Raw genomic sequence first — 26,959 nt, 5'->3', positions numbered from 1 at the left:
GGCAGCCATCGATCACCCCTATCGAAGCGACATTGGCCAGGAAAACACGGCGGCCCCGGAAAGTAGCCGTAGAAGCGGGGCCGCCGTGGCAGGATATGAGAATAACGCGACGACCCCAGGAAGTGGCGGTAGAAGTTGGGGCCGTCGCGGCGGTGGTTCAATAACGCGGCGGCCGGACCCCAGCCAATCAACGTTGCCTTTCGGCCGCCGCGTTAGGAGTGTACGCGGATTCTAGCGGGCGATTGTGAAGACAACTGCTAGCTGGAAATGAAGAGTTGAGATGTTGCAAAGGCGTTATGCAGCCCTGATCTCGGCCACCGCCGGCGTCGCGGTGCTGAGGCGGAGGTTGCCGGCGTCGTAATAAGCCCTAGCACGACGGCGCGCGTGACTGCCCCGTATCGTGACCGCATGTACCGGGATATGGCGTTCTAGGCAGGCGTCGATTGTGGCACGACCAATCGCCTCGGCCTCGAAGGCGCAGCGGTCTGTCGACTGAACTGAATGATTGCACGTTAAGCGCTTCCGCTGCGCCGAGGATGGGCCATCCACCTCTGCAGAGGTCGTCATGGGATATTGGATTCTGCCGTAATCGCGCATCAGTTCCACGGTGCGCCCCCCGCGTCACCCCGACGAATCAAGTCGAGCGGTTCGCCTATGTGCGCGGCCTGTGATCCAGTTGTGACGCAACACGCCGCCGGCGGTCTTGACGCTGCTTCCCGACGCCTGGTTGGCGGCGCACCCGGAATCCCGCCGGTATTGGTCGCGGTAGCTGGGAGAACCCATGCCGCATTGCCGAGAAGCTAATCTTCGATGACTACTCGGGGTTTTGTTTGAAGAGATGAGATAAGACACGCCGCTGTCCGAACATTTGTCGGCAGATCGACTTACGGTGCCGAGTGCAGGCAAACGAACGTTATTGAGACCAACCGCAGTTTCCTGCCGATGTCGGGCGACCTCAGCGCAGTTCGCCAGTCCAGTTGACTTAGTACGTGCCCTATCGCGTGCGCCCCATGACGTCACGTCGGCGTAACGACTGCGCGCGAATGGCGGATATGTCTATCCGTCGAATTCTGCCGGCATCGCTCGCGCTTGCTGCCCACCAGTTTTTCAACGAATTGCGAACATGGCGCTTGACAGACGGTCGTTTAGTCGACTAGATTTAGAGAACTAAAGGAATCCGGAGGTTCTATGACGTCGACGAAACTAGGACGCGTTCAGCTCCTGATCATGCAAGTTTTGTGGACCAAGGGGCGGGCCAGCGCACGGGAAATTACCGACGCGCTCAACGAGATCGAGCCGCTTGCCCATAGCACCGTGCAAACGTTGCTGCGCGGCCTGGAAGAGAAGGGCTCCATCGCGCACAAAGCTGATGGCCGCACATTCGTCTTCCATCCGCTAATTCAGGAAGACAAGTTCAAACGCAGCGCCACTCGCGATCTGTTAGATCGAGTCTTCGGCGGCGACGTTGGCAGTTTGGTTTCTCATCTACTGAAGACGGAAAGGGTGTCGCCGAGGGAACTCCGCGAGATCCGCAAGCTTATCGACAGCCGCGAAAAGGAATAACGACCCACGCTATCCCGCGCCTCGCGCTCTACGCGAGTTGACGGGCGCGTTGCTCATCTACGAACGAGGATCGTCACTATGCCCTGGCCATCCGCAGAAACATTGCTCGATCTATTGCGGACAATCGCGAGTGCGGCAGCGAATTGGTGGATTCAATCGACGTTGCTCATTGCCGCCGGTCTCGTGGTCGGCACGATGTGCCGAAAGCGGGGATCGGCGGTTCAGTCGGTCGTATACCGCACGGCGCTGGCTGCCGTGCTGGCGGCGCCTCTGGTGACGTGGGGCCTGCATGGCGTGGGCTTTTCGGGATGGTCGATCGAGATGCCGGCGGCATGGTCACTTGCAGAGACTTCGACGATCGCTCAAGTCGTCGCGATCGATAGTACGCGCCCAGTGGACCCGCCCGCCAATGGCGCTGACGTCCCTGGCTCCATCGAGAGTTTCGAGTTGACGAGCCGGAACGTCCCTTCGAATCCCTTCGACGACGAAGCGCGTGTTGACCCCAGTTCTACTGGAACGCCCGACGTCGCATCCGAGACACCGGCGCCAGCGTCGTCCTCTCGTGCCGCGCCAGATCCATCGGCGCCGACCCCCAGCGACGGGGCGCCGGTTTTTAACATTCATCTCTTTGGCAAAGTTGCTACCGCCGCGAGCGCGGCCTGGTTGCTCGTCGGGACTGCCTTAATCACACGGATTGCGATGGCGTGGCGTCGATTGGGCCGAATTCGTCGTGGGGCAGCGCAGGCTGAACCGTCCGTGCAATCCGCGTGTCGAAATCTCGCTGCGCGATTGTCTGTCGCCCCGCCCCCCGTTCTTAGAAGTCCCTATTTGCCAAGCCCCTGCCTGGCAGGGTTGTGTCGCCCGGTCGTGCTGCTGCCTGAGACTGCGGGCGAAATGCCCGTGCACGACGTGCTTGCCCATGAACTGGCGCACTTGATGCGTGGCGATTGCTACTGGAATCTCGTCCGGCGGCTCGCGAGCGCCGTGCTGTTTTTCCAACCGCTCATGTGGGTCTTGTCGCGGCGAATTGAAGCGACCGCGGAAGAAGTGTGCGACGATTTCGTCGTGCACCTGGGCGGAGATCGCTGCAACTACGCCTATCGATTGTGCGATATCGCCGAGCTGTCGCTCGCCCCGTTCTCGCCGGCGGGGGTGGGGATGGTATCGCTCCGGTCGATGCTCGCGCGGCGCGTCACGCGCATCATGGATACTTCTCGTTCGCTTTCAACTCGTGTGGGCGGGGCGGTCTTAGCTCTAGTGATTTCAGGCGGATTGTTGGGAGCTTTCGCGGCCGGCTTGGTGGGATTGAGCGAAGCGGCGTCAGCCACCATCGCTGCTGATTCCGATCACATAGAGAACCCCGGGACCAGCCTAGAGGAGTCGCTCATCACTGAAGATCAGCAGCGGAGTGGCGACGACTCAAAGGTCGCGACACCCACGCAGTCAGTGGAAGAGACACCAGTGGATGATTTACTCGTCGAAGATCGGGACGTTTCGACTCAACCGGTGTCGTATTCCGGGCGAGTAGAGACGCCACAAGGTGAACCGATTGCCGGGGCGAAGATTTGGCTCGCCGTGACGTCGCACGACGAGAATCAGGAGGGACTACTTCGCGAGTTGGGGACGACAGATGAGCAGGGGCGGTTTGAGGTCGTACTGGATGCGGTAACGACTCAGGATATCCGCAAGCGTCAGGAGATCCGCAGGCCATTTAACTACTACCTGACGCAATTGGTGGCAACGGCTGAGGGGCGCGGTCTGGATTGGATGCCGCTGGATGTGTTTGAGGACAATCCCACTCCCAGCGCGAAGAGGGACACACTGCAAGCCCGAATAGACCAGTCGTTGGGGGACGGGTGTTTCGCCAGCCGGACACTCAAGTTGCGGCCAGAATCGCGGCCCGTGCGGGGGCGGCTGGTCGATCTGGAAGGCCATCGCCTGCCGAACGTGACGGTATTGGTCGAGAGCCTCAGGCAGCCGGACATTCCCCGCTTGTTGAAGGCGTTCGAAATGTCATGGAAGCGGGAGATGAATGAGGCATTCAGCGTCACGAGCTTCGGCCCCGGGTTACTCGCCAGAAGCGAGCTGCAAAAACTCATCCCGCCGGTGACGACGGACGAGAAAGGCGAGTTCGAACTCCGCGGCATTGCGGACGATCAACTGGTCGAGCTCCTCTTCGACGCCGATCGTGTTGAAGCCCGCCCGCTGAATGTCCTCGGCCGCGAGATGGAGACGGTAAGCCTGCCACATATTGAAAACTATCCCAGTGGAGCGCAAGACGTGTTTGTGGGAAGGGACTTCACCTATGCCGTCGGCCCCTCGGTCCCGGTGGAAGGGATCGTCACCGACTATGACACGGGCAAACCAGTCGCGGGCGTGCTGGTGTATGTCGAACGTTTGTTTAAGGAAGGGAGCGTCAATCCCGAACGGTTGCGGCTGGATACGCACCACATGCGGGCGGTGACCGACGAGCAAGGCCGCTTCCGCATCACGGGCATGCCGCCGGGGGAGGGGCACGTCGTCGAATTCATTCCGCCAAGGTCCGAGCCGTATTTTCCGGCGTGGCAGGACGTCTCGCTGAGTCTCAAAGACGGCGAGGCGAAGCGCATCGAGATTCAACTGAAGCGGGGAATCTGGATCGAAGGCCGCGTCACCGACAAGCAGAGCGGCGAACCGTTCTTAGCGACGGTCGACTATATGGCTCTGAGGAAGAATCCCCACTCGCTGGACAAGCTGGGGCTGGAGCAAGCCTGGGTCGAGAAACGCTACGAGACTGACAGTGACGGCCGCTACCGTGTGCTCGGTCTGCCGGGTCCCGGCGTGTTGCTTGTGACGCCGCAGGTTTCGGGTTATCCCTTGGCAGCCGGAGCCGAGACGATTGACGGTTACGATGCGTCGGGCGGCATCATCCCCACGACGCCCTTCCCATTGCGGTTGAAGTTCTCGGACTGGCGCCTTTTGAATCAGATCGATCCAGCCGCAGACGCGATCTCGTCGACCTGTGATCTCGCGTTGGATGCTGACGTTTCAATTCCGGGCCGTGTCGTCGGGCCGGACGGGAAGCCAATCACTGACCTCTATATCCTTGGCCAGACCGACGGAGACGAGTGGTGGAGGCCGCGACATACCGACTACGTTCGCGCGACCAATCGATTCGAAGTGTACGGCTATGACGGAAAAGGCCCGCGGCAATTGTTCTTCAAGAATCAGGACGAAACGCTCGTCGGCCAGTATCGGCTGGAAGGAGACGCGCCGGAGGAGATCGTGGTCACGCTCCAGCCGTCCGTCCGAGTCAAGGGACGCCTGATCGAGAACGAAACCAATCTTCCCGCGACGCGCTACTTCCTTCATTCCGAGACATGTTCTCTTTTCAACGAGAAGTATCCGCCAGAGAAGTTCCGCATTCACTGGCTCCTCACCGATGACGAGGGCCGCTTCGAGATCAAGGGCCTCATGGCCGGCGTCGCATATAAGATGAACGCGCTTAACGAACGCAACTCCGCCGATGACCGTAACCGCTTCATGATTGACCTGACTGCTGCCAAACCAGGCGACGTCATCGAACTCGGCGACGTCACCGTAACGGACAGCAAAGGCGAGTTAAAGAACTGAGCCGCGGAGTATGATGCACTTTCGGGCATCTCTTCCAGAGAGAGCGGCCAACGATCGTAGACTTTGAACGACAGGTCCTGACCACGATTTTGAGCTGACTACCCGCACGCTGATGTGAGACACGCTGACGCAGCCTGGCGTATGCCATTCCGCGCCTACTCGGTTCACTCCAAACGCGGTTTCTATGAGTGCCGCCGTTCATCCGCCAGCCTAGATCGTGTCGATTACCCGTTGCCCCAAATGTCAGATGAGAAACGCCAATAACCGACCGTTTCGACACGGCTAACCGGTGACGATCCGGACGGCTCCGGCGACCGTTCCTGACGCTCTCGCCAGGAATCTCACAACTCGTCGACGCGGTAGCTACTTGGTACTGCTACGGCGCGCCGAGAACTCGTCTACGCAGCGGACCTGACAGTCGGCGGCCGATCTGGCTGCAGAAATGCTCCATCAACCCAACGTTTTCTCGGGTCCTTATTGGGCCTGCGGGGGCGGCTTGCTCTAGCCGCTGAAGCCAGAAGAAATAATGGCCCGCGCGTCCGGCAGGACACTTCGACGGCAATTCATTGGTAGCGGACACCGGCGAAGCGCCCGATATTTGAGTTTCATTTGATGAGAACGTACGCTTATCCAGTCATTCTTCGGCGGTTCACAATTCTCGCCTGAGCGGGAAAGATGAGTTGCGAAAATGGAGACACGGCTATGACTACGAATCAAACGCGGCGGGCTCTCAGGTTCGTAACCAGCGCCGCCGCGTTGCTCATCGGGATCATGGTTCCCGGCGTCGCGTCGGCTCAATTCGATACGAGTTGGACGAACCCTACCATCGGCAATTGGTCTATCGAAAGCAATTGGTCTGGAGGCGTGCCGGACGAATTTGATGACGTTGACATTGCCAACGGAGGAATTGCCAATGTCGCATCCCCCGGCGCCGTCTATGCCGACTTGACCGTCGGCGGCATCACGGGCCCGGCGTTTGCCGGGGGCAATGGATCATTGCTGGTCTCCAATGGCGGAGTCCTGTCTCATTCTATCTACCGCAACGTCAGCGTCGGAGGAAACGGCTTCGTGGGCAACGTGACCGTCGCTGGCCCCGGATCGCAGTTCCTTGCCAATGGCTATTTGCTGGCAGCCGGGACGCTAACCGTTGAAAACGGCGGCCTGTTGAGTAGCGTGAGCGGCGAGTCGGGTAATGCCCCTGGGGACGTTGCGTCCACCACCGTGACTGGCCTAGGGTCGAGGTGGAACATTCCTGCGTCGACTCCGGCGACTGCGACGTTGCAGGTGGGGTACGCCGGTTCGGCTTCGCTGACCGTTGCCAATGGCGGCGCCGTGAACAACGGGGCTTCCGCAGTACTCGGCTTACTTGCCGGATCATCGGGCACGGCGACCGTCACCGGCTTGGGGTCCGCATGGAACAATGTGGGGTATCTTCAGGTCGGCTCGCCTTTCAACGGGGGCGCCGGAACGGTCAATGTCACCAATCAAGGGGTGGTTCGGGCGGGGTCGTTGCGCGTGTCGCAGTTCGGCGTCGTGAACGTCAATAACGGTTCGTCTTCCGTCGCGGGGCTAGTTCTCCAGGGGATGCCCGCCGCTATGCCAACGGGCGGCTCCTACGGCGCCTTGCGGATTGGAGATGCCAGCGATGGGAGGATGACGGCGACCGGCGGCGCGCACGTCCGAACCGCATCAACGGCGATCGGCGTCGCAGCGGGTCGGACCGGCGCGGCTGTGATCTCGGACCCAGGCTCCACTTGGACGAACGTCGACGATATCTTCGTTGGCTCAGCGGGCGCGGGCGCGCTGGAGATCCGCAATGGCGCGACGGTTTCGAATTTTCGCGCTCATGTCGGGTTCAACGGCAACGCCAGCGGCTCGGTCCTGGTGACCGACCCCGGCTCAAGCTGGACAGGCGGCGGCTCGTTCTTCATTGGCAACGGGGGCAGCGGGATGTTGCAAGTCCTTAACGGCGCCACGGCCACCACGGCGGGCAATAGCTATCTCGGGTTTTCGACGTTTTCCCAAGGGTCGGCCACCGTCGGCGGGATGGGCTCGACCTGGACCACGGCCAATACGCTGGCGATTGGCGGCAATCTGACGGACGCCGGCGGACCGTTCGCAAGCACGCTGCGCATTGAAAACGGAGGGCGAGTGAACGCCAATGAGACCATCCTCTACAATACGGGCGTGCTCGAACTCAACAATATCGCGACGCTCAATAGCCCACTGCTAAGCAAAGGCGGAGTGATCCGCACCTATGGCAACACGAGCCACGCCGACAACGTGACGCTGGACGCGGGCGGTCTTTCCATCACGACGGGCGCCGTTGATACGACCGCCGTCTTCAGCGGCGTCCTATCTGGTCCCGGCGCGCTCACCAAGTCAGGCTTGGGTCCGACAGGCGCGCTGCGGCTCACAGGAGCCAACACGTACGCGGGTCTCACCACGATCAAGACTGGCGCACTGCTCGTCGATGGCAGCGTCACTGGCGCGACGCAGGTCAACGCGGGCGGGACGCTAGGGGGTTCGGGCGTCGTCGGAACCGTTGATGTGCAAAGCGGCGGCGCCGTTGCGCCGGGTTCGAGCGTCGGAACGCTCACGACCGGTGATATGATCCTCCGGGGCGGCGGCATGTACGCCCTCGAACTCGGCTCCGAAGGCGTCGGCGTCGCGGGGACCGACTGGGACTCGCTCGCCGTCAATGGAACGCTCGACTTTTCGTCGCTGAGCCCTGCTAACCGGTGTACGCTGAGCCTAAAAACGCTAGGCGCTAGCGGCGCGGCTGGCTCGCTGACAACGTGGCAATCGGACGTCGATCACACGTGGTCAAACATCATGACCGCGTCGGCGGGCTATGGGCGGGACTTCGACGAATCGCACTTTGCGATCGACGTCAGCGGATTTCAGAACCCGGTGCAAGGGAAGTTCCACCTGCTCGACAACGGCGGCGGAATCGACCTGTTCTACGACGCCTACGAAGTCGCCGAAGGCGTGCTATTGACCAATCTGGATGAACCGGTGCGCGGGGCAACGCCGATCGGCAACAATCCCAACCCCCTCGATCCGCCCGAGGGCCCCGGCGCCCCGTGGTATTGGGGGGCCCAGCAGTTTATCAACGACGGCGCCACGCACACTCTCACCGCCATCAAAGCCCGCGTCGGCGGAGGATCGACGGCTCCCGCGCCGCAGGTCGTCGCCGAGCTACGGGCGGACGACGGCGGCACGATCGGCGCGCTGCTGACCACGTTCACGGCCCCCGACATGACCGGCGATCTCGAAGTGCGAGAGTTTGTGCCGGACTCGCTGGTCACGCTTGACCCTAGCGCTAAATATTGGTTCACCCTCGGCTCGGCCAACCCCGGCGAGGGGACGTTTTTCTGGCAGTACGCCAACTCGAACGTGTGGGGGGGCGCCGGCGCGTTCGCTAACTACGCCGACTCCGCCGAATCCGGCTCGCCTTGGACCTATCGCGGCGTGGACTTTCCGTATTTCTTGGAAGTCGACGTCGCCACGGCAAGCGGCGACTTCAACGGTGATAACCAAGTGGACGGCGAGGATCTCGCGGCCTGGGCCATGGGCTTCGGACAATTCGACGGCGTCGGCGCTCCGGCCGGTCTTGCGGATGGCGACGCGAACGGCGACTTAATCGTCGATGGCGGCGACTTCCTCGTCTGGCAGCAGCAACTAGGCGGCGGCCTGCAGGCCATCGCTGCCAACGCCCCCGTCCCTGAGCCGGCGACGTCATTGCTTTTGATCTCGGCTGTGGTTGGCATTCGCCATCGCAGTGGCCCAAAGTCTCGGATACTCGTTGACGAGTGAAACACGCCGAGAAACTACCCCATTGATGACACGGTAAAACTGTGCCGCATATTCATCTCCCACTGCGACGTTTTTTCCGATTGCCGTCATACGACCCAGGGGCCGCGCGAAGTGCAGTGTGGAACGGTATACTCACCGCCCATGCACTCCGTAGTCGCCATTTTGTCAGTTCTGTTCAACAACGGGCTCGTAATCTGGGGACTCGGCTGGGACGACTGGTCGGGGCCGACGGCGCTGGCGGTTTACTGGGCGGAAACTGCTATTGGGACCATCTTCATCGCCCTGCGGATTTGGCTCCATCGCCGGCTCACTCGCAAGCGTGGACACTATCGCAATCAATTGGGGCTCCAAGGGAACCCCAGCTTCCTCGCCGGGTATCTGACGACAAGCGTCGTCTTTACGTTCGTCCACGGCGTGTTCGTCGTGGCAATTTTTGCATGCATATTTAAGGCGGCTCCGGACGACGACACGATGCGCTGGGCCCTGCTCGCGATCGGCCTGAGCCAGCTCATCGGATTCCTGTTCGACCTATTCGGCCTCCGCAGTCGGTCATTTGCTTGGCTCAAACTCGTCGCCGGGCGCGGCTTGGCGCGGGTGTTTGTCGTGCAACTGGCGATCATCTTCGGCATGGCGCTCGCGGGCCTCACGGGACGCAACGCCGCGTTTGGCATCCCGTTCGCCGGCCTCAAGCTGCTCGTGGAGCTCGGCACGGCCTTCACAACGGAAAAGCCGCCGCAGTTCGACGACGGCCCTGCGTGGCTGATGTGGATCATGAAGAAGAGTTTCCCAAACAAAGACTTCGCCGCAGAACTGCGGGTCGAGAACGCCAAGCGCCGCCGCGAGATGGCTAACGACGAGCTGCCCCAGTAGTAGTTCGCTCGGCGCCGATTTAAGGCAGTGTGCGCGCCAAGGAGACCGGCCGGGGCCGGACGACGCGGTCACGCAAAGGTACAAATAGCACAAGTCGTAGCGAATTGCACCAAAACTGTTAGCACGTGAGATTTACCATCAATCCACCATTTTGGAGATGGTGCTGCACTTGGCTGCTAGTAGTGAGCGTTGAGACCGTTTGGATTGTGGAACGCATACTGATAATCGACTTTCGGTCCAAAGTGTGCGCAGCCCGCTGCGTCCTACCGCCGCGGCGTGTGCGCACGCGAACCCAATCATGTCTGGGAGGGTGCGCGCAGCGGGAGGGCGCGCCGAACTGGTGAAAATCTAGCGAATCAGACCTAGGGACTTAGCTGACGGCTTAACGCAGATGATTTGCCCCCGCCGCCGCGCTCGTCGGAAGCCGCAGTCGGGCATCAACTTTCCTGGATGCGAAACTTGCCGCTTTGATGCCTCGCAACTCCGCAACTCCTATAGCAACAGTGTGCTATAGTCGACTAGTTGAGGCGGAATTCCGTAGTGGCAATGTGGTATTGCGACATGCATCTGCCCGCATTTTACGACCAGCCCTCAAATCCCAAGCCGCAGCCGTTACAACGATGCGACTGCGGATCTCCGGTTTCATTATTGAAACCGAACCGCACGACACGCGCCAGTCCGTGGCAATGCCTGCGCTGCGGGACCATCATGCTGGCGACGGTGGAGCGAAAGGGCGGCGCAGAGTTCCATGGCGGCGTGAGGCCCGCCCACTTTCGACAGATTTACAGTCGGCTGCCGCTTCAGTCGCTCGTTTTGCCATGCCGTCTGAGCAATGAGGATATCCGGCAACTCCGTAACTGCGCGGAGTGCGCGGAGCTTCGGGCCCATGACTTGCGCACGTCGACTCGGTACGCGATTTCGGCGCCTTTGACCGCCATCTCGCTCAATGAGAAATTTGCCGTGACCGGCGAGCCCGCGGTTGCCTACTCCATTGACATTAGCACCAGGGGCCTTGCGATCCTGTATCCCGCGCCGACGACCGCGCCGCTCTACGCCATTGATTTTTTGGACTCGTCACTGAACGTTCCGCCGGTAATCTTGCGGCCCATACGCTGCTCCCGCCTGGGAAGCGGGTACGCGATCGCCGGCGAATTCGTTTGCCGAGTGGACTATTAGCGCTCATGGCGGGAGACGCCGGGAGTGGACGAGCGGCAGTTGGCGGATTCCGCCAACTGGATCAACTGGCCGAGAGCTCGCCAGTTCGATCTCGCGTCGACGACGTTCAGCATACCTGTATCGTCTGTAACGGACATGTCATCACGTGATCTCAGGGCGCCTCAGCTCGCCGCTTCTCTTCAGGCCCTAGTGACATACTCTTTAGGGTGAATCTACTTCGCTCACGCCATGCTGTGGCGTTGCATCGATGCTCCAGCTTGAGACTTCGCCATGACGTCGATTGAAACGGAACTATATTCCAGAGTCGGCGCCAAGCCGACCCCCGCTACCGAGGCGCCGCAACACGCCCCCGCCGCCGAGATCCGCCTCTCTGAGGTGATCGCCGCGATGTCGTACGCCCTCGACATCACCGAGGGGCAGCCGCAAGGCCATGCCGCGCGCACCTGCCTCATCGGCATGCGAATCGCGCAAGAGATCAACCTTCCGCCCAGCGATCAATCAGCCCTCTTCTATGGCCTGTTACTCAAAGATCTCGGCTGTTCCAGTAACGCCGCGAAGATGTGCTACCTTTTCGGCGCCGACGACCGCCAGGTAAAGCACGACATCAAAACGATTGACTGGCCAAAACTGACTGCCAGCATCCAATTCGTGCAGAATCAGGTCGCCCCCAACGGCACGCGTCTCGAACGGCTTCTCAAAATGGTCTCGATGGCGCTGCAAGGTCCCTCAGGCCCCAAGCGGCTCGTGCAAACTCGCTGCGAACGGGGTTCGTCAATCGCCCGGCAGCTTGGCTTCCCCGAAGCGACCGCCACGGCGATTCATCAACTCGACGAACACTGGAACGGCAAAGGCCATCCTCAGGGGCTCAAAGGCGAGCAAATTTCGCTCCTCGCTCGCATCATGGGATTGGCCCAGACGGTGGAAGTCTTCTTCTCGCAGCAAGGACTCCTCGCGGCGACCGACATCGCCGAGGATCGGCGCGGGCGTTGGTTCGATCCGGAACTGGTCGACGCGTTCCTGGCTACCCGCGACGACATCGACTTCTGGCGTCGCGTCCATCACCCGAACCCGCATCAGCAGGTTGCCGCCTTCGAACCCCCTGACGCCGCGCTCATCGCTGACGAACCGCAACTCGACGCGATCGCCGCAGCTTTCGCACAAGTCGTCGACGCCAAAAGTCCCTGGACCTACAAGCACTCCGCCGGCGTCGCCGACATTGCGGTCGGCATCGGCGAAGTCCTCGGCTTCGGGCCGCAAGAACTTCGCGAAATACGCCGCGCTGGCCTGCTGCATGACATCGGCAAGCTCGGCGTTTCAAATCTCATTCTCGACAAGCCGGGGAAGATGACCGACGAGGAGTTTGCCGACCTCAAGCGACACCCTGCCTATACCGAGCAAATTGTCGGACGCGTCGCAGGGCTGAGTCAACTTGCGGAAATGGCCGCCGCGCATCACGAGAAACTCAACGGCCGCGGCTATCATCGCGGCATCCTGGCTTCCAGCTTGCCGATCTCGTCGCGACTTTTGAGCGTCGCCGACGTCTTCGAAGCCCTCTCGGCGGCTCGACCTTACCGCGACGGCCTCCCCATCGACAAAATCTACGGGATCATGGATCGCGACGCCGGTTTCGCCATTTGCGACGAGTCGTACGCGGCGCTGAAGACTTGGGTTGATCGCCAAACATTTAAGGCTCGCATCGACGATCAACTAGAAGCGGTCGCGCGACTGGTCGCCGAAATTTGACTTGTTTGGCGTCTATCTTCGAATGCTAGCTCTTTTGTTGGTCGCGAGGCGCGACAAACTTTGCCGTACTTCCGCAACGGGGCGCATTCGGCCCATTGATCAAGGCGAGCAGCAATCGAATCGATCTTCCTGAGACAGCACTCTAATGCTGGAGCGTACCGCCTGCTAGCGGCGATAGCGGCGGATCGCCGCGATTGGCAGCCGACGAAATCGACCTCGGAGAGTCGCCATGAAATGCTCACCAGCAAGCTGCTGCGCTCGCCGGGCTGAACAAGGCGCTCGTTGGGGGCAGGCTCTATCCATCTCGATGGCATTGCTCGCGGCAGCGGCGCCGTTTGTGGCTGCCGACGATCTGATGACCGACGCCGGGCGCTATGCTCAGCCAATTCCGACGACCACCGAAGATTTCGTCGTTGACGCCTATCGCGACCTCCCCGTTGCCGACGGCGTCGAACTCGCGTCGCACGAGATCTACGCCCCTGATGAATGGAACTGGCGTGACACGCTGAGCATTTTTTTCGGTTACGACGGTTCGAAGCAGCCGCAAGATTTCGGCGTCAACGCCCACTTCGGCGGACGCTCGCACATCAACTGGGGCATGCCGATCCTCGAAGACGCGGGGCTCGGACTGCAGATGGGGACCGCCATCAACGCCACCGCCAACGCGGTGCAGGTGAACGACCGACTGATCGACAATTCGTCGCGCACGCAGAGCTTCACCACCGTCGGCCTTTTCCAGCGGACCGACGCCGGCCTCGTCTGGGGGCTCGGCTACGACTTTCTCTACCAGGAGTACTACGACAACTTCACGCTGGGCCAGTATCGCGGCCGGCTTGGTTGGCAGACGAGTGTTGCTAACGAGTTCGGCGTCCAGGCCGCCATCCGCGACAACAACGACGCCGGCCATTATGGCGCCGCCACGGTCCTGCTCCGTCCCATCACCCAGGGCAGCGTCTATGCTCGCCATACCTGGAAGAACCAAGCCGCGATCCGCTGCTGGGTCGGCGTCGCCGAAGGCCACAGCGAAGCGAACGTCCTCGGCGACTACCCGCCGCAGGACGAATGCCTCGTTTTCGGTTCCGACTTGTTCGTGCCGCTCGGCAACTACGTGGCGATGTTCGGCGAATCAAACTTTATGACGCCGGTCGACACCGGCGCGGTCGACGCCTATCTCGGCTTCGAGTTCTTCCCGTGGGGCGGCGCCAAATTGGCGCGGCACCATCCGTTCGCCCCTGTCCTCCCCGTGGCTAACAACACCTCGATGACTGTCGACCTCGTGCGCCGCTAGTCATCAGACCGCAGGTCAGCGACTTGCTCGTACCGCAAGTGCCGCCGGGAGAAGACCGCGCAGCATCGTCCGTGACGCGCTTCGAAGGGCGGGAGTGAACATCGGGCCGCGTTCTAGTGACTTTTCCGTTCAGTCGAACCCGCCGCGGGAACGAGCGTCCGCGCAAGCTCCCTGGGCGACTAAATTAGCCTCGGATCGTTCGGCGACGACTGAATAGGGACGTCAACACGGAGACGGTTGCTCCCACGGCCAGCCAAATAGCCGGGGGTTCGGGAACTGCGGCGGTCGGCGCACCGCTAGGAAGCTGACGTTGCCAGATGAGCAGATCCGTCCCGTCGACCGCTCCATCGCCGTCGGCGTCTCCTTGCAGATGCGTGGCGCCGGCTGAAATGCCGAAGCCCGTCTTCCAGACCGTCAAGTCGGCTGTGTTGACGACGCCATCCTCGTTGAAGTCGCCGGGCTCCACGTAGACGCCGTCGGTCAGCGAGGTCACCCTCCACTGATTGTCGACGAGGGCCGTGCTGTACTGCCAGTCGGATCGCAGGTTGCGGAACGAGACGGTCGACGCGAGCTGCAGCGCGTCGGCGTCGATCAGCGTGAATTGATCGCCCGCGTGCGGGGCGAATCCATTGATGAACTTCACCAGCACCTGGCCGCCGACGTCAGCGGCGCCCGTAATGTCGATGACGTCGTGCTGCACGCCGGGCGACATTCCGCCGATTTCGAGTTCAAGGATGCCGTCGGAGGTCTGAACAAAATTGCTTTCAATGATCATCGAACCCGGGGAATTTCCTGGAGCGATCTTGCCAGCGTTAGTGAAGTTGTTGGCGATGATCTTGCCTTTGCCCGTGAGCTTGCTCCCTTTACTGTTAACGAAGTCCCCGAGCACGCGGGTCAGGCTACCCTGGCCTAAATCCAAAATACCTGTGCCGGCGCTACCTAAGATCGGGTCCACGCCGCCAAGTTTCACCAAACCGGTGCCCGGCCCCTGATTGCCAACCGTCCATCGGGCGCCTGGAGCGACCGAAATAGAGCCCTGATCCGATATTCCGCCGGCAATGACGGGGCCCGTGGTTGTGACGCCGTCGATCATCAGCCTGCCTTGAGGGCGTTGGTAACCGCCATTCACTTCGATCCCGGGACCGACCTCCGTCACATTTTTCAGCGTGGCGGAGCCGCCGCTGATCTTGACTCCCGAAGCTGTCCCGAAAAAATCGACGTCTTCGATGGTGGCGATGTTTTGAATCGTAAGCAAGTTGGCGACGAAGCGCGTGTTGGGACCGTGCACATGAAGTTCGCTCGTAGGATCAAATAGCAGCCCCCCCTCCGAATCGAAATTGCTTCCTGCTTCGACGTTCACCGTTCCCCCCACGCTGCCCTTCGAGAAGCCAATTTGCAGCAGAGATTGATGGGCCTCGCTTCCTGAGATCGTGACTGTCGTCCCTTCTTGGAAGCTCACGTCGGTGATTTCGTCCGAACTTTCGATAAACAATTGAGCGCCGTCCATGATGCGCAGCGACGAAGGCTCTCCGCCGCGCATGTCCCATCGTTCGGCGGTCCATTTCGTGTTGGGATTAGCGAGCGTGACGTTGACGTTCCCGCGAATGTCCACAGCGCCCGTCTGCACAGTTGCCCCGTCGGACAGGTCGATGGTCGCCGTTTTTCCAGTTTGCAAGTCGGCCACAAACTCCTTAGCGACGGTGACCTTGCCGTGATCTAGCACGGTGAGAGACGGCGAATCGCCCTTGCCGATTTTAAGATCGCCGGCGACTTTCCACTCGGCGTCGGTCCCGAGGATTCGTACATCGCCATCGGAGCCCGGCTGCTCAGCAATCGTGGCGTCGCCCGCCGTTTGCAGCAGTGCATTGGTGCGGACGTACAGGTTCGCCGCCCCCTGCACGCCGACGCGTAAATTTCCGCCATGGGTGAACGTCGTTTGAGCCATGGCGGCTTCGCCGTCGATCTGCACGACGCTTTGCGATCCGGCCTTCTTGGCCAAGTCGACGGTCGTCGCACTGGCAGCGGCGACGCGGCCGCCGTTGACGACAAACAAGCTCCCCTCGCCGCCGTCGCCAACGGTCAGATTGCCGCCGACGGTCCACTTGGCGCGTGACTCGCTCGTCTCGGGATCGGCGTTGATCTCGACTTCCCCGATGCTGCCGGGATCGCGAGCGATGGTGACGCCGGCGTCGGCGATCGCCGTCCCCTTGGGCCCGACTCGGAGGACGCCCTTGCGCCCCTGTTCGGCGCCGACGGTCAGTGCGCCAAGCGCTCGGAATTCGGAGCCCTCGTCGCGGATGTTCATCTCGCCGCGCGGCGAAACGCCCGTCGCGCTGTGGACTGAACTGATAACGGTCGTTCCGGCAACGACCTTGGCTCCGTGGCGAATATTGAAGATGCCGGTCCCACGGGCCCCGATCGCCAAGCCGTCGGTCGTCAGCGACGCCTGCTGGCCGTCGAGTTCGAAGACGCCCTCGGACCCCTCGTCGACGCCGAGTGCCAGCTTCCCATTGACCCTAATCTCGCCGTCGTTCTCAATCAGGACGTACGAGATTCCCTTCGCGCCGGCCGTCAGGTCGCCGTTGACGGTCCACTTCGCGCGGCCCTCTTCGGAGGAGACGCTGACCTGGGATTCGCTGCCCCCCTCGCGCCCCAGCGTCGCGGCGCCGTTGGTCGTGACCGTCCCCGCTGTGGTGACGTTGAAGACGCCCTTCGACGCATCGCCGACGACGAACTCGCCGGTTGACGTGAGCTGCGACCCCGGGCCGTCGACAGTCAGTTCGCCCTGGACGCCCGGCGTTTGCGTCTGGCCAATGAGGACTTCCTTCAGGTTTAGCGTGGCGCCATTCCGCAGCTCGATTACTCCATGCCCTTCGCCGGAGAGGACGAGGTTATCGCTGGTTGAGATGCTGACGTCTTCGCCATCGAGCAGGAGCAGTCCATCGCTCCCTGCGTTGAGACCGATCGTGAGTTTGCCCGCGATCGTCGCGGCGCCGCCCTCTTTCAGCTCCAGACGGCCGTTGCCGTCTTCGCCGAGCACTAGGTCGCCGTCGACGGTCCACGCGGAGCCGTCGCCCTCGGCGCGAACGATTCCCGTGCTATCGGCCAGCTTGCCGAGCGTCACGTCGCCGGCCGACGTGAACGTGGCGCCCTGGTACAGATTCAGCTCGCCCTTGCCCAGATGGCCAATCTCGAGCGTCCCCTGCTCGCCCAAGACCAAGTGCGAGTCGGCGCCGTACATGTTCACCACGCCGCGGCCCAGCGGGTCCTGTCCCAGAACGCCCGCGCCGTTGATCGTCAGCGTGCTGTTGCTGCGCACGTCGACGTACCCGTTGCCGCTGAGGCCGAGGGTCAGGTCGTCGGTCGTCCAGATGCCGCCATTTTCCAGGTTCGCGGTTCCGTCGAACCCGACCACCAGACCCAGTTTCGCTCCGTCGGTCGTCATCGCGGCGCCGGTGTCAAGAAACACGAACCCCGCCGCCCGGACGCCGATTTCGAGATGGTGGAGATCGATCGTCGACTCGCCCGACGCATGGACGAAGCCCACGCCGTCGAGACCGACCAGGGCGTTCATGTTCTCGCCATGTAATTGCGAACCTTCCGCCATGTCAATTTGCCCGTGACCTGAAAAGCCCACGACGAGGTCGTTGCCGACGGTGAACTCCGCTTGTCCCTTCAGGTGCAGCTCCGGCGCGGCCGCGCCTGGCGTGTCGGCAAAGCCAATCTGCGCCACCAGCGCGCTCAGCGCGGCGCCGTCGGCCTCGGCGACGAAGTTGCCTGTCATTTTGAAGTAGTCGGCGTCGACCGATCCGCCGTTGACCTTGATCATCACGCGTTGGCCGACCGGCAGCGGAAATCCCGCGGACTCGGTCCCGCTGAACGAGACGCTGTTGCCGTCAATTGTCGCCCCGGCGAAGGTAATCGCATCACTGAGGGCCGTGACCTGGAGCGAATCGACGTCGATCGTCGTCCCCGACACGTCGATGGGGTACGGCGCCAGAGGTCCGTGAACATTGCTGCTGTTTTGGAACAGCAAGGAGTTGAACGCGAGCGAGCCGCCGGAATAGGCGGCGTTGAGATGCACTTGCATGCTGCTCGACGGCAGGGCGTGGCCGCCGAAACTGACGCTGTGACGATCCTCGTCGTTCACGAACGTATCATCGAGGATCAGCGTGTCGCCGTCCTGAGCGGCAAGCGTGGTAATCACCACGGGAGGCGGGGGAGAATCGATCTGCCACCGGCCGTCCCAGTTGTTCCAGACCCCCGTATTTCCATCCCCGTCGCCACGATTGTTTCCCTGCCAAAAGTAGGCACCGAACTGCGGCGGCCAGGGGCCGCTGATCTGCGCCAGCGCCGCCCGGGGACCGACGCTGAAACACGCGAACATGGCCGCGACGAGGCCAAGCTGAACTGCTTTGCACATGGGTCAATCCTGCGAGGAACGAGCAACCCAGACTTTCACACATGCATCCGACGATCGGTGAGCACATTCGCCCTTGCGATCGTTTCACCCGCAGGTCCTCAAATCGCTGGGGACGAAGGCGAACCGAGCTCAACGGCGCGACTATTGTAGCAACCTCTCCAGCCGGTCGCTGCGAGTGGCGGTTTTTGCCGTCTGTTTTCGCTCTTTAACTCGTTTTTTTGCGATCTGGAGGGGCCTCCGCCGTCATGGCGACCTCAGCCAACGAGGGTGACTAACTTGAGGTAGCTCTGCCCTGTTCGCCGCGATTCATGGCCAGGAGGCCATCATCGCCATTTCAAACCAGGTGAGCGAAAGAAGCGGCGCCAAGCGAAACGACCAATGATCGGGTCCGCCACCGCAGCGTCGACGACGTAAGGCAGCAATAGAATCGTAGACTCAGGCGCCTCGTTTGCCGGCTGCACTGCGGTCCGTGAACCGACGAGCGACGCTGAAGCCGCGATTGTTGGCGAGCAGCAAGTCAGTTCTTCAGCAAATGCGCGGGAACGCTCAGCGATTCGGCGGCAGCCGGCAGAAAAAACGCTGCGCCGATGGTTCCCGCCGACTCGTCATCGTCAAAGGTCGGTAGCGCCCCTGGAAATCCTCGCTCGAGGGCTGCGCGATTGACGACGCGCAGCCGCTCGCTGAGCGTTCGAGGGTCGCTGGAGGGGCTGACCTTGATGCGGTCAGCGGTGAACGCGGAGGCGTCGAACTGGGCGACTCCGTAGATCAGCCGATCAACCAGCATCGCTTGATGAAAATTGGCGAAGGCCAGCGCGTACCCGCGCCCCTGGCCCCACGCCGCCGCCCGCCGTTGATGCAGTAGCGGCCCGTCGGCGCCGGGGGCGTCACTGATGGCGCTGGCGACCTCCGTCCCCAGCGCTTCGTGCCACTGGCAGACGCCTCGCTTGAGCGCAACAACGCCGATGGAAACGCCTTCGTCCGTTTCGCGATCAATGCCGGTCGGGAACGCCGCCGAGTAACCGATCGACTTGGCATAGTCATGGACGCGGCGAAATTTCTCGCGCAGGTTCGCCAGATCGAACGGGACGCTCGACGGGATCCGCGGCGACTGGTGCGCCGCATGGACGACCGGCGTCACCCGCGTCACGAGCGCCTCCGTCGACCCCTCGTTGATCATCGCCTTGGCGCCTGACGGCGTTCGCCCGCTCGCCGCCCCCGCCGACCAAATAAACACCTGCCCCGGCTCGCTGCCGCTGGCCAGAAACTGGCCGTTGGGAGAGAACGTCAGGCGGGTGACTTTGCCACCGTGGCCCGAGAGCGTCAGCAGCTGCCGCCGCACCAAGAGGTCCCACAGCGAGATCTGCCCGCTTGCATGTCCCAGCGCCGCGGTTCGCCCGTTGGGGTGGATGGCCACGCTGTTGATCGCGCCATCGTTGCTGGGGAGTTCCGCGACGAAATTCCCGGTGCGTACATCGACGATCCGCAGCACTTCGTCGGCTCCGCCGACGGCAATCGTCGTGCGATCGATGAAGTCGAATCCTTTGGTCGGAGCAGGCATCGCCCAGCGGCTCGTGCAGCGACGCGCTTGAAGGTCCCAAACGGCGATCGTCTTGTCGCTGGCGACGATCAACTCGCGCTCGTGAGCCGGATTGATCCGCAGTTCAATGACTTCAGCCGTCTCGTCCGCTCCCAGAAGCTTGACGTTGTTTTGAGCGTCGGCCACATGCAGCGGATAGCAAGACCCCCAGACGGAGATCGCCCCATCGGAGGTTGCCGTCAGCTTGGGCATCCAGCCGGTTTGATCAGCCGGCCGTGGGAAGCCGCGCGGGACGACGGGCGACTGCGTCACTGAAATCTCGGCCCGCGCGCCCCCGGCATTGACCCCCAAGAAAAGGCGCGGCGTCGAGAGGAACTGGAGGTCCGCGAAGACGCCGGCGGCGCCGTTCAGAAAATCTGCCGCGAGAGTTGGAAGTTCGACGATGCCCGTGTAGCCTGCGACGCCGCCGGAAGTGGGATAGCCAGTCCACACCAAGAGCCCAGAGTCGCTGGAAAAATCAATCGCGTTCACGGCGAAGTTGGGCCAGTCGACTGCCGTAAAATACTCGTCTTCGGTACGACAGAGCTTCACAGTCCCGTCGTCGCTGGCGGTCATCAGCCGAGCGCCGTTGTGGCAGAAGGCGATGGCGCTGACGCGATCGACATGCCCGACGAACTCGACGCGGCAGGCCGCCGTCGACCCGTCCCAGACCTTCGTCGTGCCATCAACGCTGGCCACGGCCAGCAGTCGACCATGGGGATGGAACGCCACGGCGCTAATTGCCGCTGGGTGGCGAAGCTCGACGTCGGGCGCTGGTGCGCCGCTCGCGCGAAGTAGCGTGCGACCATCGGCCAGCCCGACGGCGACTTGCCCCGCGCCCCGCGAGGCCGCGATGCAGCCGATATCCGCATCGGCTTCGAGCCACGTCCGCGAGGCGGCCCGATCGGCGGTCGGCGACAACGTGATCCGCTTCCCCGCGGCGATCAGGAGGTCGTCGTTCGGCAAGAACGCGACGCCCGTGATCGGCTGGTCGCCGGCGCTGGTCTCCAGGAGCGGACGGCCGTCGCTCGTACGCCAGAGCGCGACGCGCCCCGATCGGCCCCCCAAACACAATAGCTCCTCCTGCGGCGAGACGCGCGGAGCGGAGAACGCGAGCGCCGTCGGCTCCCCGGCGGCGTGCGGCAGTCGTTGCGGATGCTCCAGATCGGCGACCGCGTAGACGTACGCGGCCTCGCCGTCGGCGACCGCGAATCGCCCGTTATCAAGCGAGAAGGCTCCGACGCGCACGTCGCTTAGCGGCAGGGTCAGCAGCACTTGGCGGTCGGCCGTATTCCAAAGCTTCGCTTCGCCGTCGTGGCCCGCGGTGAGCAGATAGGCGCCGTCGCCGCTCATGACCGCCAGTCGGACGCCGCCGGCGTGGGCGCGCAGCGTGGCCATTTCGGGCTGCGTACGGCGATCCAAAAAATGCCAGGCGAACTCTCGCAGGTCCTCTCCGCCTGGCGGCGGCGCGTGCGACAGGAGCAATTGGCGCGCGGCGCGCAGATTACCGTTCTGGTAGAGTTGATGGGCGACGCGCATGTCGCTGGCGTACAGGAGCCGACGCGCCTCGACGGAACTCGCCTCCGCGTGCCGTTTGTGCGTCTCTGCCGCCGACCGCAGGGCCGCTTCGCGGCGCAGGGCCTGCTCGTTGCGCAAACTCGTCCACCAGCCGCCGATGGTGAGACTCGCGACCAATGCCAGACTCACGGCCAGTAGCGCCGTCGGCAACGGCCGACGTTTGATCCAGCGCGCCGCGGCCTGCAGTCGTCCCACGGGACGAGCCAGCGTCGGCTTCCCGCCCAAATAACGCGCGAGATCTTCCGCCAGGGCGGCGGCCGTCGGATACCGCGCCGCCGGATCCTTCTCAAGGCAACGCAGGCAGATCGCTTCCAAATCGGCGTCGATCGCGCTGCGCAGGCGGCGCGGATCGGTGGGCGTCTCCTCGCACACGCGCCGCGCCGTTTGGATGTCGCTTTCGCCTCGGAATGGCGGCGAGCCGACCAGTAATTCGTAGAGCAACACGCCCAGTCCATAAACGTCGGTCGCCGGCCCGATGAGTTCGGCGCGGCCGCCGGCCTGCTCGGGCGCCATGTAGGCCGGCGTTCCCAGCACGGCGCCGGTGCGCGTGCGGTCGTCCCCGCCCTCGAGCAATTTGGCGAGTCCGAAATCGGCGAGCTTCGGCGTGTAACTGCTGAGCGACGTCAGGGGTCGCGACGCGGCTGGGAGGCTTCGCGCGGGATCGAGCTGCGCTGACTCCAGCAACACGTTGCTTGGCTTGACGTCACGATGGAAGATGCCGTGGGCATGGGCGTGAGCGACGCCGTCGGCGAGGGCTGCCGTCAGCGCTGCCGCCTCGCGGCACGTCGGCTGCACGCCGGCGGCGACCAGCCAATGTTGCAGCGTGGGCCCGCTGCAATAGGCGGAGACGATAAAACAAATTGGCCCATCTTCGCCCGCTTCAAACACTTCCACGAGGTTTGGATGGTGCAAACTGCCCGCCGCCTCCGCTTCCCGTTGAAACCGGTGACGGAGATCATCACAGACGAAGCTTTCGGGACGAGCGACCTTCAGCGCCACCAGCCGCCGCAGCCGCGGGTCGCGCGCGAGAAACACGACCCCGTGTCCCCCTCGTCCTAGTTCCCGCACGATCTCAAAGCGACCGATTCGTTGGCCATCGTCGGGGGCGTTCCCCTCGTGCCCTGCGTCGGGCCAGGCGCCCTTCTCGGCCAGCGTCGCCGCCCGCCCCAGCCATCCGTCGCGTCGCGCTTGATCGAGCAGCACGAGCGTGTCTTGGAGCTCCTGGAACTCGACGAGTTCCTCCGTCGAGAGGTGCAAATCGTCAACGGTCGGGAGCGGCGAACCTTGGGCGAGCGCTTCGCCCGTTTCGACAAGCAACGTTTCGATGATCGGCGAGGTCTGATCGTCGAACCCCGCCAAGGCCAAATCGGCCGCGCCGGACGACGCGAGTTCCCCATCGGCGGATCCGTTACGAAAGTTGGTCACGCTTGATCTCCCGCTGCAGAGCCGCAATCGCACGCACCCAGAGCTTTCGCGCCGCCTCCGCCGAGACGCCCAGCACCTCGCCGACGTCGGCGAACGGCAACCCTTCCACCGTGCGGAGCATGAGCACGCGACGATAGGGGGCAGGGGCTCGTTCCAGGGCGCGCTCGAGCAGCGTCGCCTGATCGAGTCGCTCCAGTCGCGCCACCGGCGGCGTGAAGTCAGCGACGAGTTGCTCGATTGGCCCGCGCCAGCGCCCAGGCGCGTCCAAACTCACCTCGCGGGCCACGTCGCGCCGCGCCGTTTGTCGATAGTGCCGACCGACGTGGGCCGCGTAGTGCACGAGGATCTGTCGAATCCACGAGCGAAACTCCGCTTCGGAGTTTCCGGAAAATCGATGGATTCCCTGCTGCGCTCGCACTAGCGTTTCTTGGACGACGTCCGAGGGCGCAATCTTCGCGCGCAGATCGTGCGGAAGTTCGCCCGACGCCACCAGCAGCAGATACTGTCGGCAGTGCTCCGCCAACACGCCGAATGATTCGTGGCACCCGCGCTTCGCGGCGTCGATGCGGACGGCCGTGGAGCTGGTCGGGCCGTCGGCGGCGGACGTCGTGGGCACCGCGGATGGCGACGTCATGGATTACTCAAAACGGGCGCTGGGCAGCGAGGGTGGGCGCTCGTTGTTCGCCCAGGTCGATTTTTGACTCACATGGCGGCGAAATCAATCGCCCGCCCGCGAGTTCCTGCGCAAATCGACCTCCAACCGGCTGGCCGCTTGGCGCCGCTGGTGATTTCCCGCAATTTCGCGGGAATTGACGACCGCTTCCTTCAGCGTTTGGCGCCACTATTAAATGGAGAGGTGCGACTAACGTTCACTGGGCCGCACGGCCGGCGTTGAGTCGTTTGGCGGCCTCCCCAAGTTGGGGAAATAGCGGGCAGATCTCCAAAGAAACCGTCCGTTATCGGCTGCGACGTCACCCTAGGTTAACGGAGAGGGAGAAGGCGAAACCGTTTGTCAGGATCGACGTTTTGCGAACAAGGCGGTTGACTCCGCACGCTGACGGCGGCCCTGACGCACTTCCATGACCGACCGGATTTTACAGGCGGTCCCGCTCGTCATGGGGTCACACCCTGCGTCGCTAACGACGCCAACCACCCTACGAGAGGACGCCATGACGACGCAACGAGCGTTTGGCGACAAACTGGCTGCCTTGCGCCGGCGGCTGGGGATCACGCAGATTGAGCTCGCACTACGCACCGGCGTTTCCGAGCGGACCGTGAGGAACGCCGAAAGCAGCCGTCCGATCAAACGCGACTTCCTGGCGTTCATTGCCAGTGGTCTCGACGTGCCACTCGAAGAAGTGGTCTTCGACGAGGCTGATGGGGTCGAGCGCGAGCTCGAGATCGCGCGGCGAATCATTCGCGAGCTCGAGCAGCAATTCGAAGCCCGCTGCCGCGGCGTGTTCGGCGGTCCGTCGGGTCCGAGCCCCAGTCCCGATTTTCAGACTGGCGTCTTCGATGAAGCCTGGCGCATGTTCGATCGGGTATGGGATCGACTCGGCGAGTCGAGTTCGACGTCCGATCGGTTTACTAGGGCGTCACACTCAAGATTTCGTCCACAACTTGTCTGCACTGCGTGCGTTTCGGGAACGGGCGAGTTTGCCATCAAAGTTCTCATGCATTACGGTCCGCGACAGGCGGAGCGAACCGTCGAGCGGATCATCTGGTGCGTCGTGCGCGATGGGGTCGTGACCGAAGTTCGCACCGCGGCGCTGCAGTAACGGATGCTCGAACCGCGTCGACAAACGCCAAACATGCTCCGATGCGGCAAGGACGGTTCATGACGTTCCTCGTGGATGGGCGATGTTCAAGGGCCGGCGCCGTCGTCGTCCTGGGCCTCTTCTTCCTGACGCACCGGTTGGCCCGCGCGCATTAGCTGGAGATGTCGCTGATACGCCTCGCGTTGCGGATCCAGTGCGATGGCCTTCTCCATCCAGCGGATCGCTTCCGAAAAGTCTCCCGTCTCGGCGTAGGCGACTGCAACCGTATCGAACAGAACATGCGACTGTTCCGCCAGCTGCACCGCCTCCAGCGCCAACTCGACCGCCCTTGCCCCGTCGCGTAGGCTTTCGTCGGGCGCAGTCGCCAGGATAAACGCCAAATCGTTGCGGATGGTAATGCGCTGCGCGTCATCGCCCAGGACCTCCAGGACCTCATCGTCGGTCAGCAGCGCTGTGTAATCTTCGATCGCCTCGCGGTACTGCTGCAGTTTTGACCGAGCGTCGGCACGCAGCCGTCGTGCCGGCATGGACTTCGGAGACGCCGCGAGCGCTTCATCGAGCAACTCGATCGCCGCTTCGAACTGGCCGTCGCGAGCATGTTGCTCGGCTTGCGCAACCGACGCCTGATGCTTTTTGCGGGCCTCTTCCGCCATGCGCTGAGATCGCAGGCGAAAGCTCACGTCCAGGGGTGGAGCGGGGTCGACGTCGATCCTGCCGGCAATCTGAAACGGAATGGGATCATACAGCTCGGTGTCGTCTTCGCCCCTCAGGTGACTGAAACTCAGACTGAAGTCGCCCGCTCTGGAGCGAAGCTCGAAGTGGTCGCCGGTGAGCAGAACCGGGACGGCTGACGTGGTTTGTCGGTCGGCGTCGCCGGTCGTCAGGAAGAACAGGGCGAGGACGTTCTTCTCAATCGCCAGCGGCTGCCCCGTCTGATCGTCAATCAGCCGTACCCGGATCAGGCACGGGCTTGAGGCGACGAGATCATCGGCGATCATCGTTTCGCCGGCCTTGGCCTGGAGATTGGTCGGCGCCATGTATTGGTAATGGCCCAGTCTCGCCGACGCAACGTAGTCGCCCGCCGGGAGACTGCGAAACAAGTAGCGTCCGTCTACATCCGTTCTGACCGTCTCAACGTACCGCCGCCCGACGTCGCCCTCCCCTTCTGCCTCCGGCTCCGCACTCGCCACACTCGCCACGCAAACCAGAGCCTCGGAGACGCCGCTGCCACTGGCGGCGACCACGCGGCCCGATAAGATCGCCGCGGGATCGAGACTGACGTTGACTTCGCCCGGAACCCGCTTGCAGCGCATGTGCTTCACGGCGAAATCGGGGTGCTCGACCGTGAGATTGATGTGGTTGTCATCGCCGACGATCAGCCCGGGAAGCTGCAGAGATCTCGTCGCCTTCACCATCCCATAAGCCACGGGCCTCCCTTTGTCGGTCGGTTCGTCTTGGCTGAAGGCGATCAAGTCGGCAATTTCGTACCGGCCTTGAGCATCGGTGCGCGCCCGGAAAATTCCGTCGTCAATGCGCGGCCACGCCACGCCGACCGTCGCTGAGACCACTGCCCCCGACACCGGCGTCCCGTCGGCCTTCGTCACGACGCCCCGTAAGGAGGCCGCGGGCGGCAGCATGATGTCCGTCACGTCCCCCAGATTGACCGCGTCCGCAGACGATACCCCGACCCGGAACGAAGCTCGACCGGGCGCTTTGGCGACGATCGTCAGCAGCGGGGGATCCCCATCCACCCAGTCGACGGGCAAGACCTTGCCTTGCGGATATCGCCGCTGCGTCCATTCTCCCAAGGGGATTTGGTAATGGCCGATCAAGTCGGACGTCGCGCTCGCCACTCGCTGGGAGGCGCCATCGTTCTCGTTCGACTCCAGCACCACAACCTCGACGCCGGCCAATGGTCGCTGGTTCTCATCGACAATTTGCCCGGCGATCATGCGCGGGACTGGCGGTTCGGACGGCTCCACCAGAAGGGCGAGCAATTCGGGCGGGATCCCTTCTTGCCCTTGGGCCTGCGCCGCTGAAGCGACCAACCCGACCGACAACAGAATCCGCCAAACGACCTGTCGTTGCCTCACGATTCGATCTCCCCA

11 protein-coding genes are annotated in these 26,959 nt (G+C 62.8%); 7 read left to right on the top strand and 4 right to left on the bottom strand.

Annotation, left to right across the window (positions count from 1 at the left end; translation table 11 throughout):
* Nucleotides 1-1,188: 1,188 nt before the first annotated feature.
* The 6 genes from I41_RS11950 to I41_RS11925 all read left to right on the top strand — a co-directional run bounded on the left by I41_RS11950 (nt 1,189) and on the right by I41_RS11925 (nt 14,071).
* Complete coding sequence (locus I41_RS11950) at nt 1,189-1,563, top strand: BlaI/MecI/CopY family transcriptional regulator (RefSeq protein ID WP_145432894.1); 375 nt, start codon at nt 1,189-1,191, stop codon at nt 1,561-1,563.
* A gap of 78 nt (nt 1,564-1,641) precedes the next feature.
* On the top strand, nt 1,642-5,175 hold the full coding sequence (locus I41_RS11945) for a M56 family metallopeptidase (protein WP_145432892.1): 3,534 nt from the start codon (nt 1,642-1,644) through the stop codon (nt 5,173-5,175).
* Nucleotides 5,176-5,877: 702 nt separating this feature from the next.
* A complete protein-coding gene (locus I41_RS11940; RefSeq protein WP_168206838.1) occupies nt 5,878-8,994 on the top strand; it encodes a beta strand repeat-containing protein in 3,117 nt (1,038 codons plus the stop codon).
* Nucleotides 8,995-9,135: 141 nt separating this feature from the next.
* Nucleotides 9,136-9,864: a DUF6498-containing protein gene (locus I41_RS11935; protein WP_145432888.1), complete on the top strand. Its 729-nt coding sequence runs from the start codon at nt 9,136-9,138 to the stop codon at nt 9,862-9,864.
* 1,446 nt (nt 9,865-11,310) lie between these two features.
* Nucleotides 11,311-12,783 carry an HD-GYP domain-containing protein gene (locus I41_RS11930; protein ID WP_145432886.1) on the top strand — a complete coding sequence of 491 codons (1,473 nt, stop codon included), beginning with the start codon at nt 11,311-11,313 and terminating at the stop codon, nt 12,781-12,783.
* Between the two features lie 229 nt (nt 12,784-13,012).
* Nucleotides 13,013-14,071 carry a DUF6666 family protein gene (locus tag I41_RS11925; RefSeq protein ID WP_145432884.1) on the top strand — a complete coding sequence of 353 codons (1,059 nt, stop codon included), beginning with the start codon at nt 13,013-13,015 and terminating at the stop codon, nt 14,069-14,071.
* A gap of 184 nt (nt 14,072-14,255) precedes the next feature.
* On the opposite strand, the gene I41_RS11920 is transcribed toward I41_RS11925, so the two are convergent.
* From I41_RS11920 to I41_RS11910, 3 genes are all read right to left on the bottom strand, one after another.
* The gene (locus I41_RS11920; protein WP_145432882.1) at nt 14,256-18,494 is read right to left on the bottom strand and encodes a dockerin type I domain-containing protein; all 4,239 of its coding nucleotides are present in this window, start codon (nt 18,492-18,494) and stop codon (nt 14,256-14,258) included.
* 517 nt (nt 18,495-19,011) lie between these two features.
* On the bottom strand, nt 19,012-23,073 hold the full coding sequence (locus I41_RS11915; protein ID WP_168206837.1) for a WD40 repeat domain-containing serine/threonine protein kinase: 4,062 nt from the start codon (nt 23,071-23,073) through the stop codon (nt 19,012-19,014).
* Nucleotides 23,057-23,707, bottom strand: a complete 651-nt coding sequence (locus tag I41_RS11910) for a sigma-70 family RNA polymerase sigma factor (protein WP_145432879.1) — start codon at nt 23,705-23,707, stop codon at nt 23,057-23,059. Before I41_RS11910 ends, I41_RS11915 begins: the two co-directional genes overlap by 17 nt.
* Nucleotides 23,708-24,242: 535 nt before the next feature.
* On the opposite strand from I41_RS11910, the gene I41_RS11905 reads away from it, so the two are divergent.
* Nucleotides 24,243-24,851: a helix-turn-helix domain-containing protein gene (locus tag I41_RS11905; RefSeq protein WP_168206836.1), complete on the top strand. Its 609-nt coding sequence runs from the start codon at nt 24,243-24,245 to the stop codon at nt 24,849-24,851.
* An 86-nt stretch (nt 24,852-24,937) separates the two neighbouring features.
* On the opposite strand, the gene I41_RS11900 is transcribed toward I41_RS11905, so the two are convergent.
* A complete protein-coding gene (locus I41_RS11900) occupies nt 24,938-26,944 on the bottom strand; it encodes a carboxypeptidase-like regulatory domain-containing protein (RefSeq protein WP_168206835.1) in 2,007 nt (668 codons plus the stop codon).
* Nucleotides 26,945-26,959: the final 15 nt, after the last annotated feature.

The organism is Lacipirellula limnantheis (assembly GCF_007746075.1).
Taxonomy (GTDB): Bacteria; Planctomycetota; Planctomycetia; order Pirellulales; family Lacipirellulaceae; genus Lacipirellula; species Lacipirellula limnantheis.
This window is presented reverse-complemented; position numbering and strand designations above follow the sequence as displayed.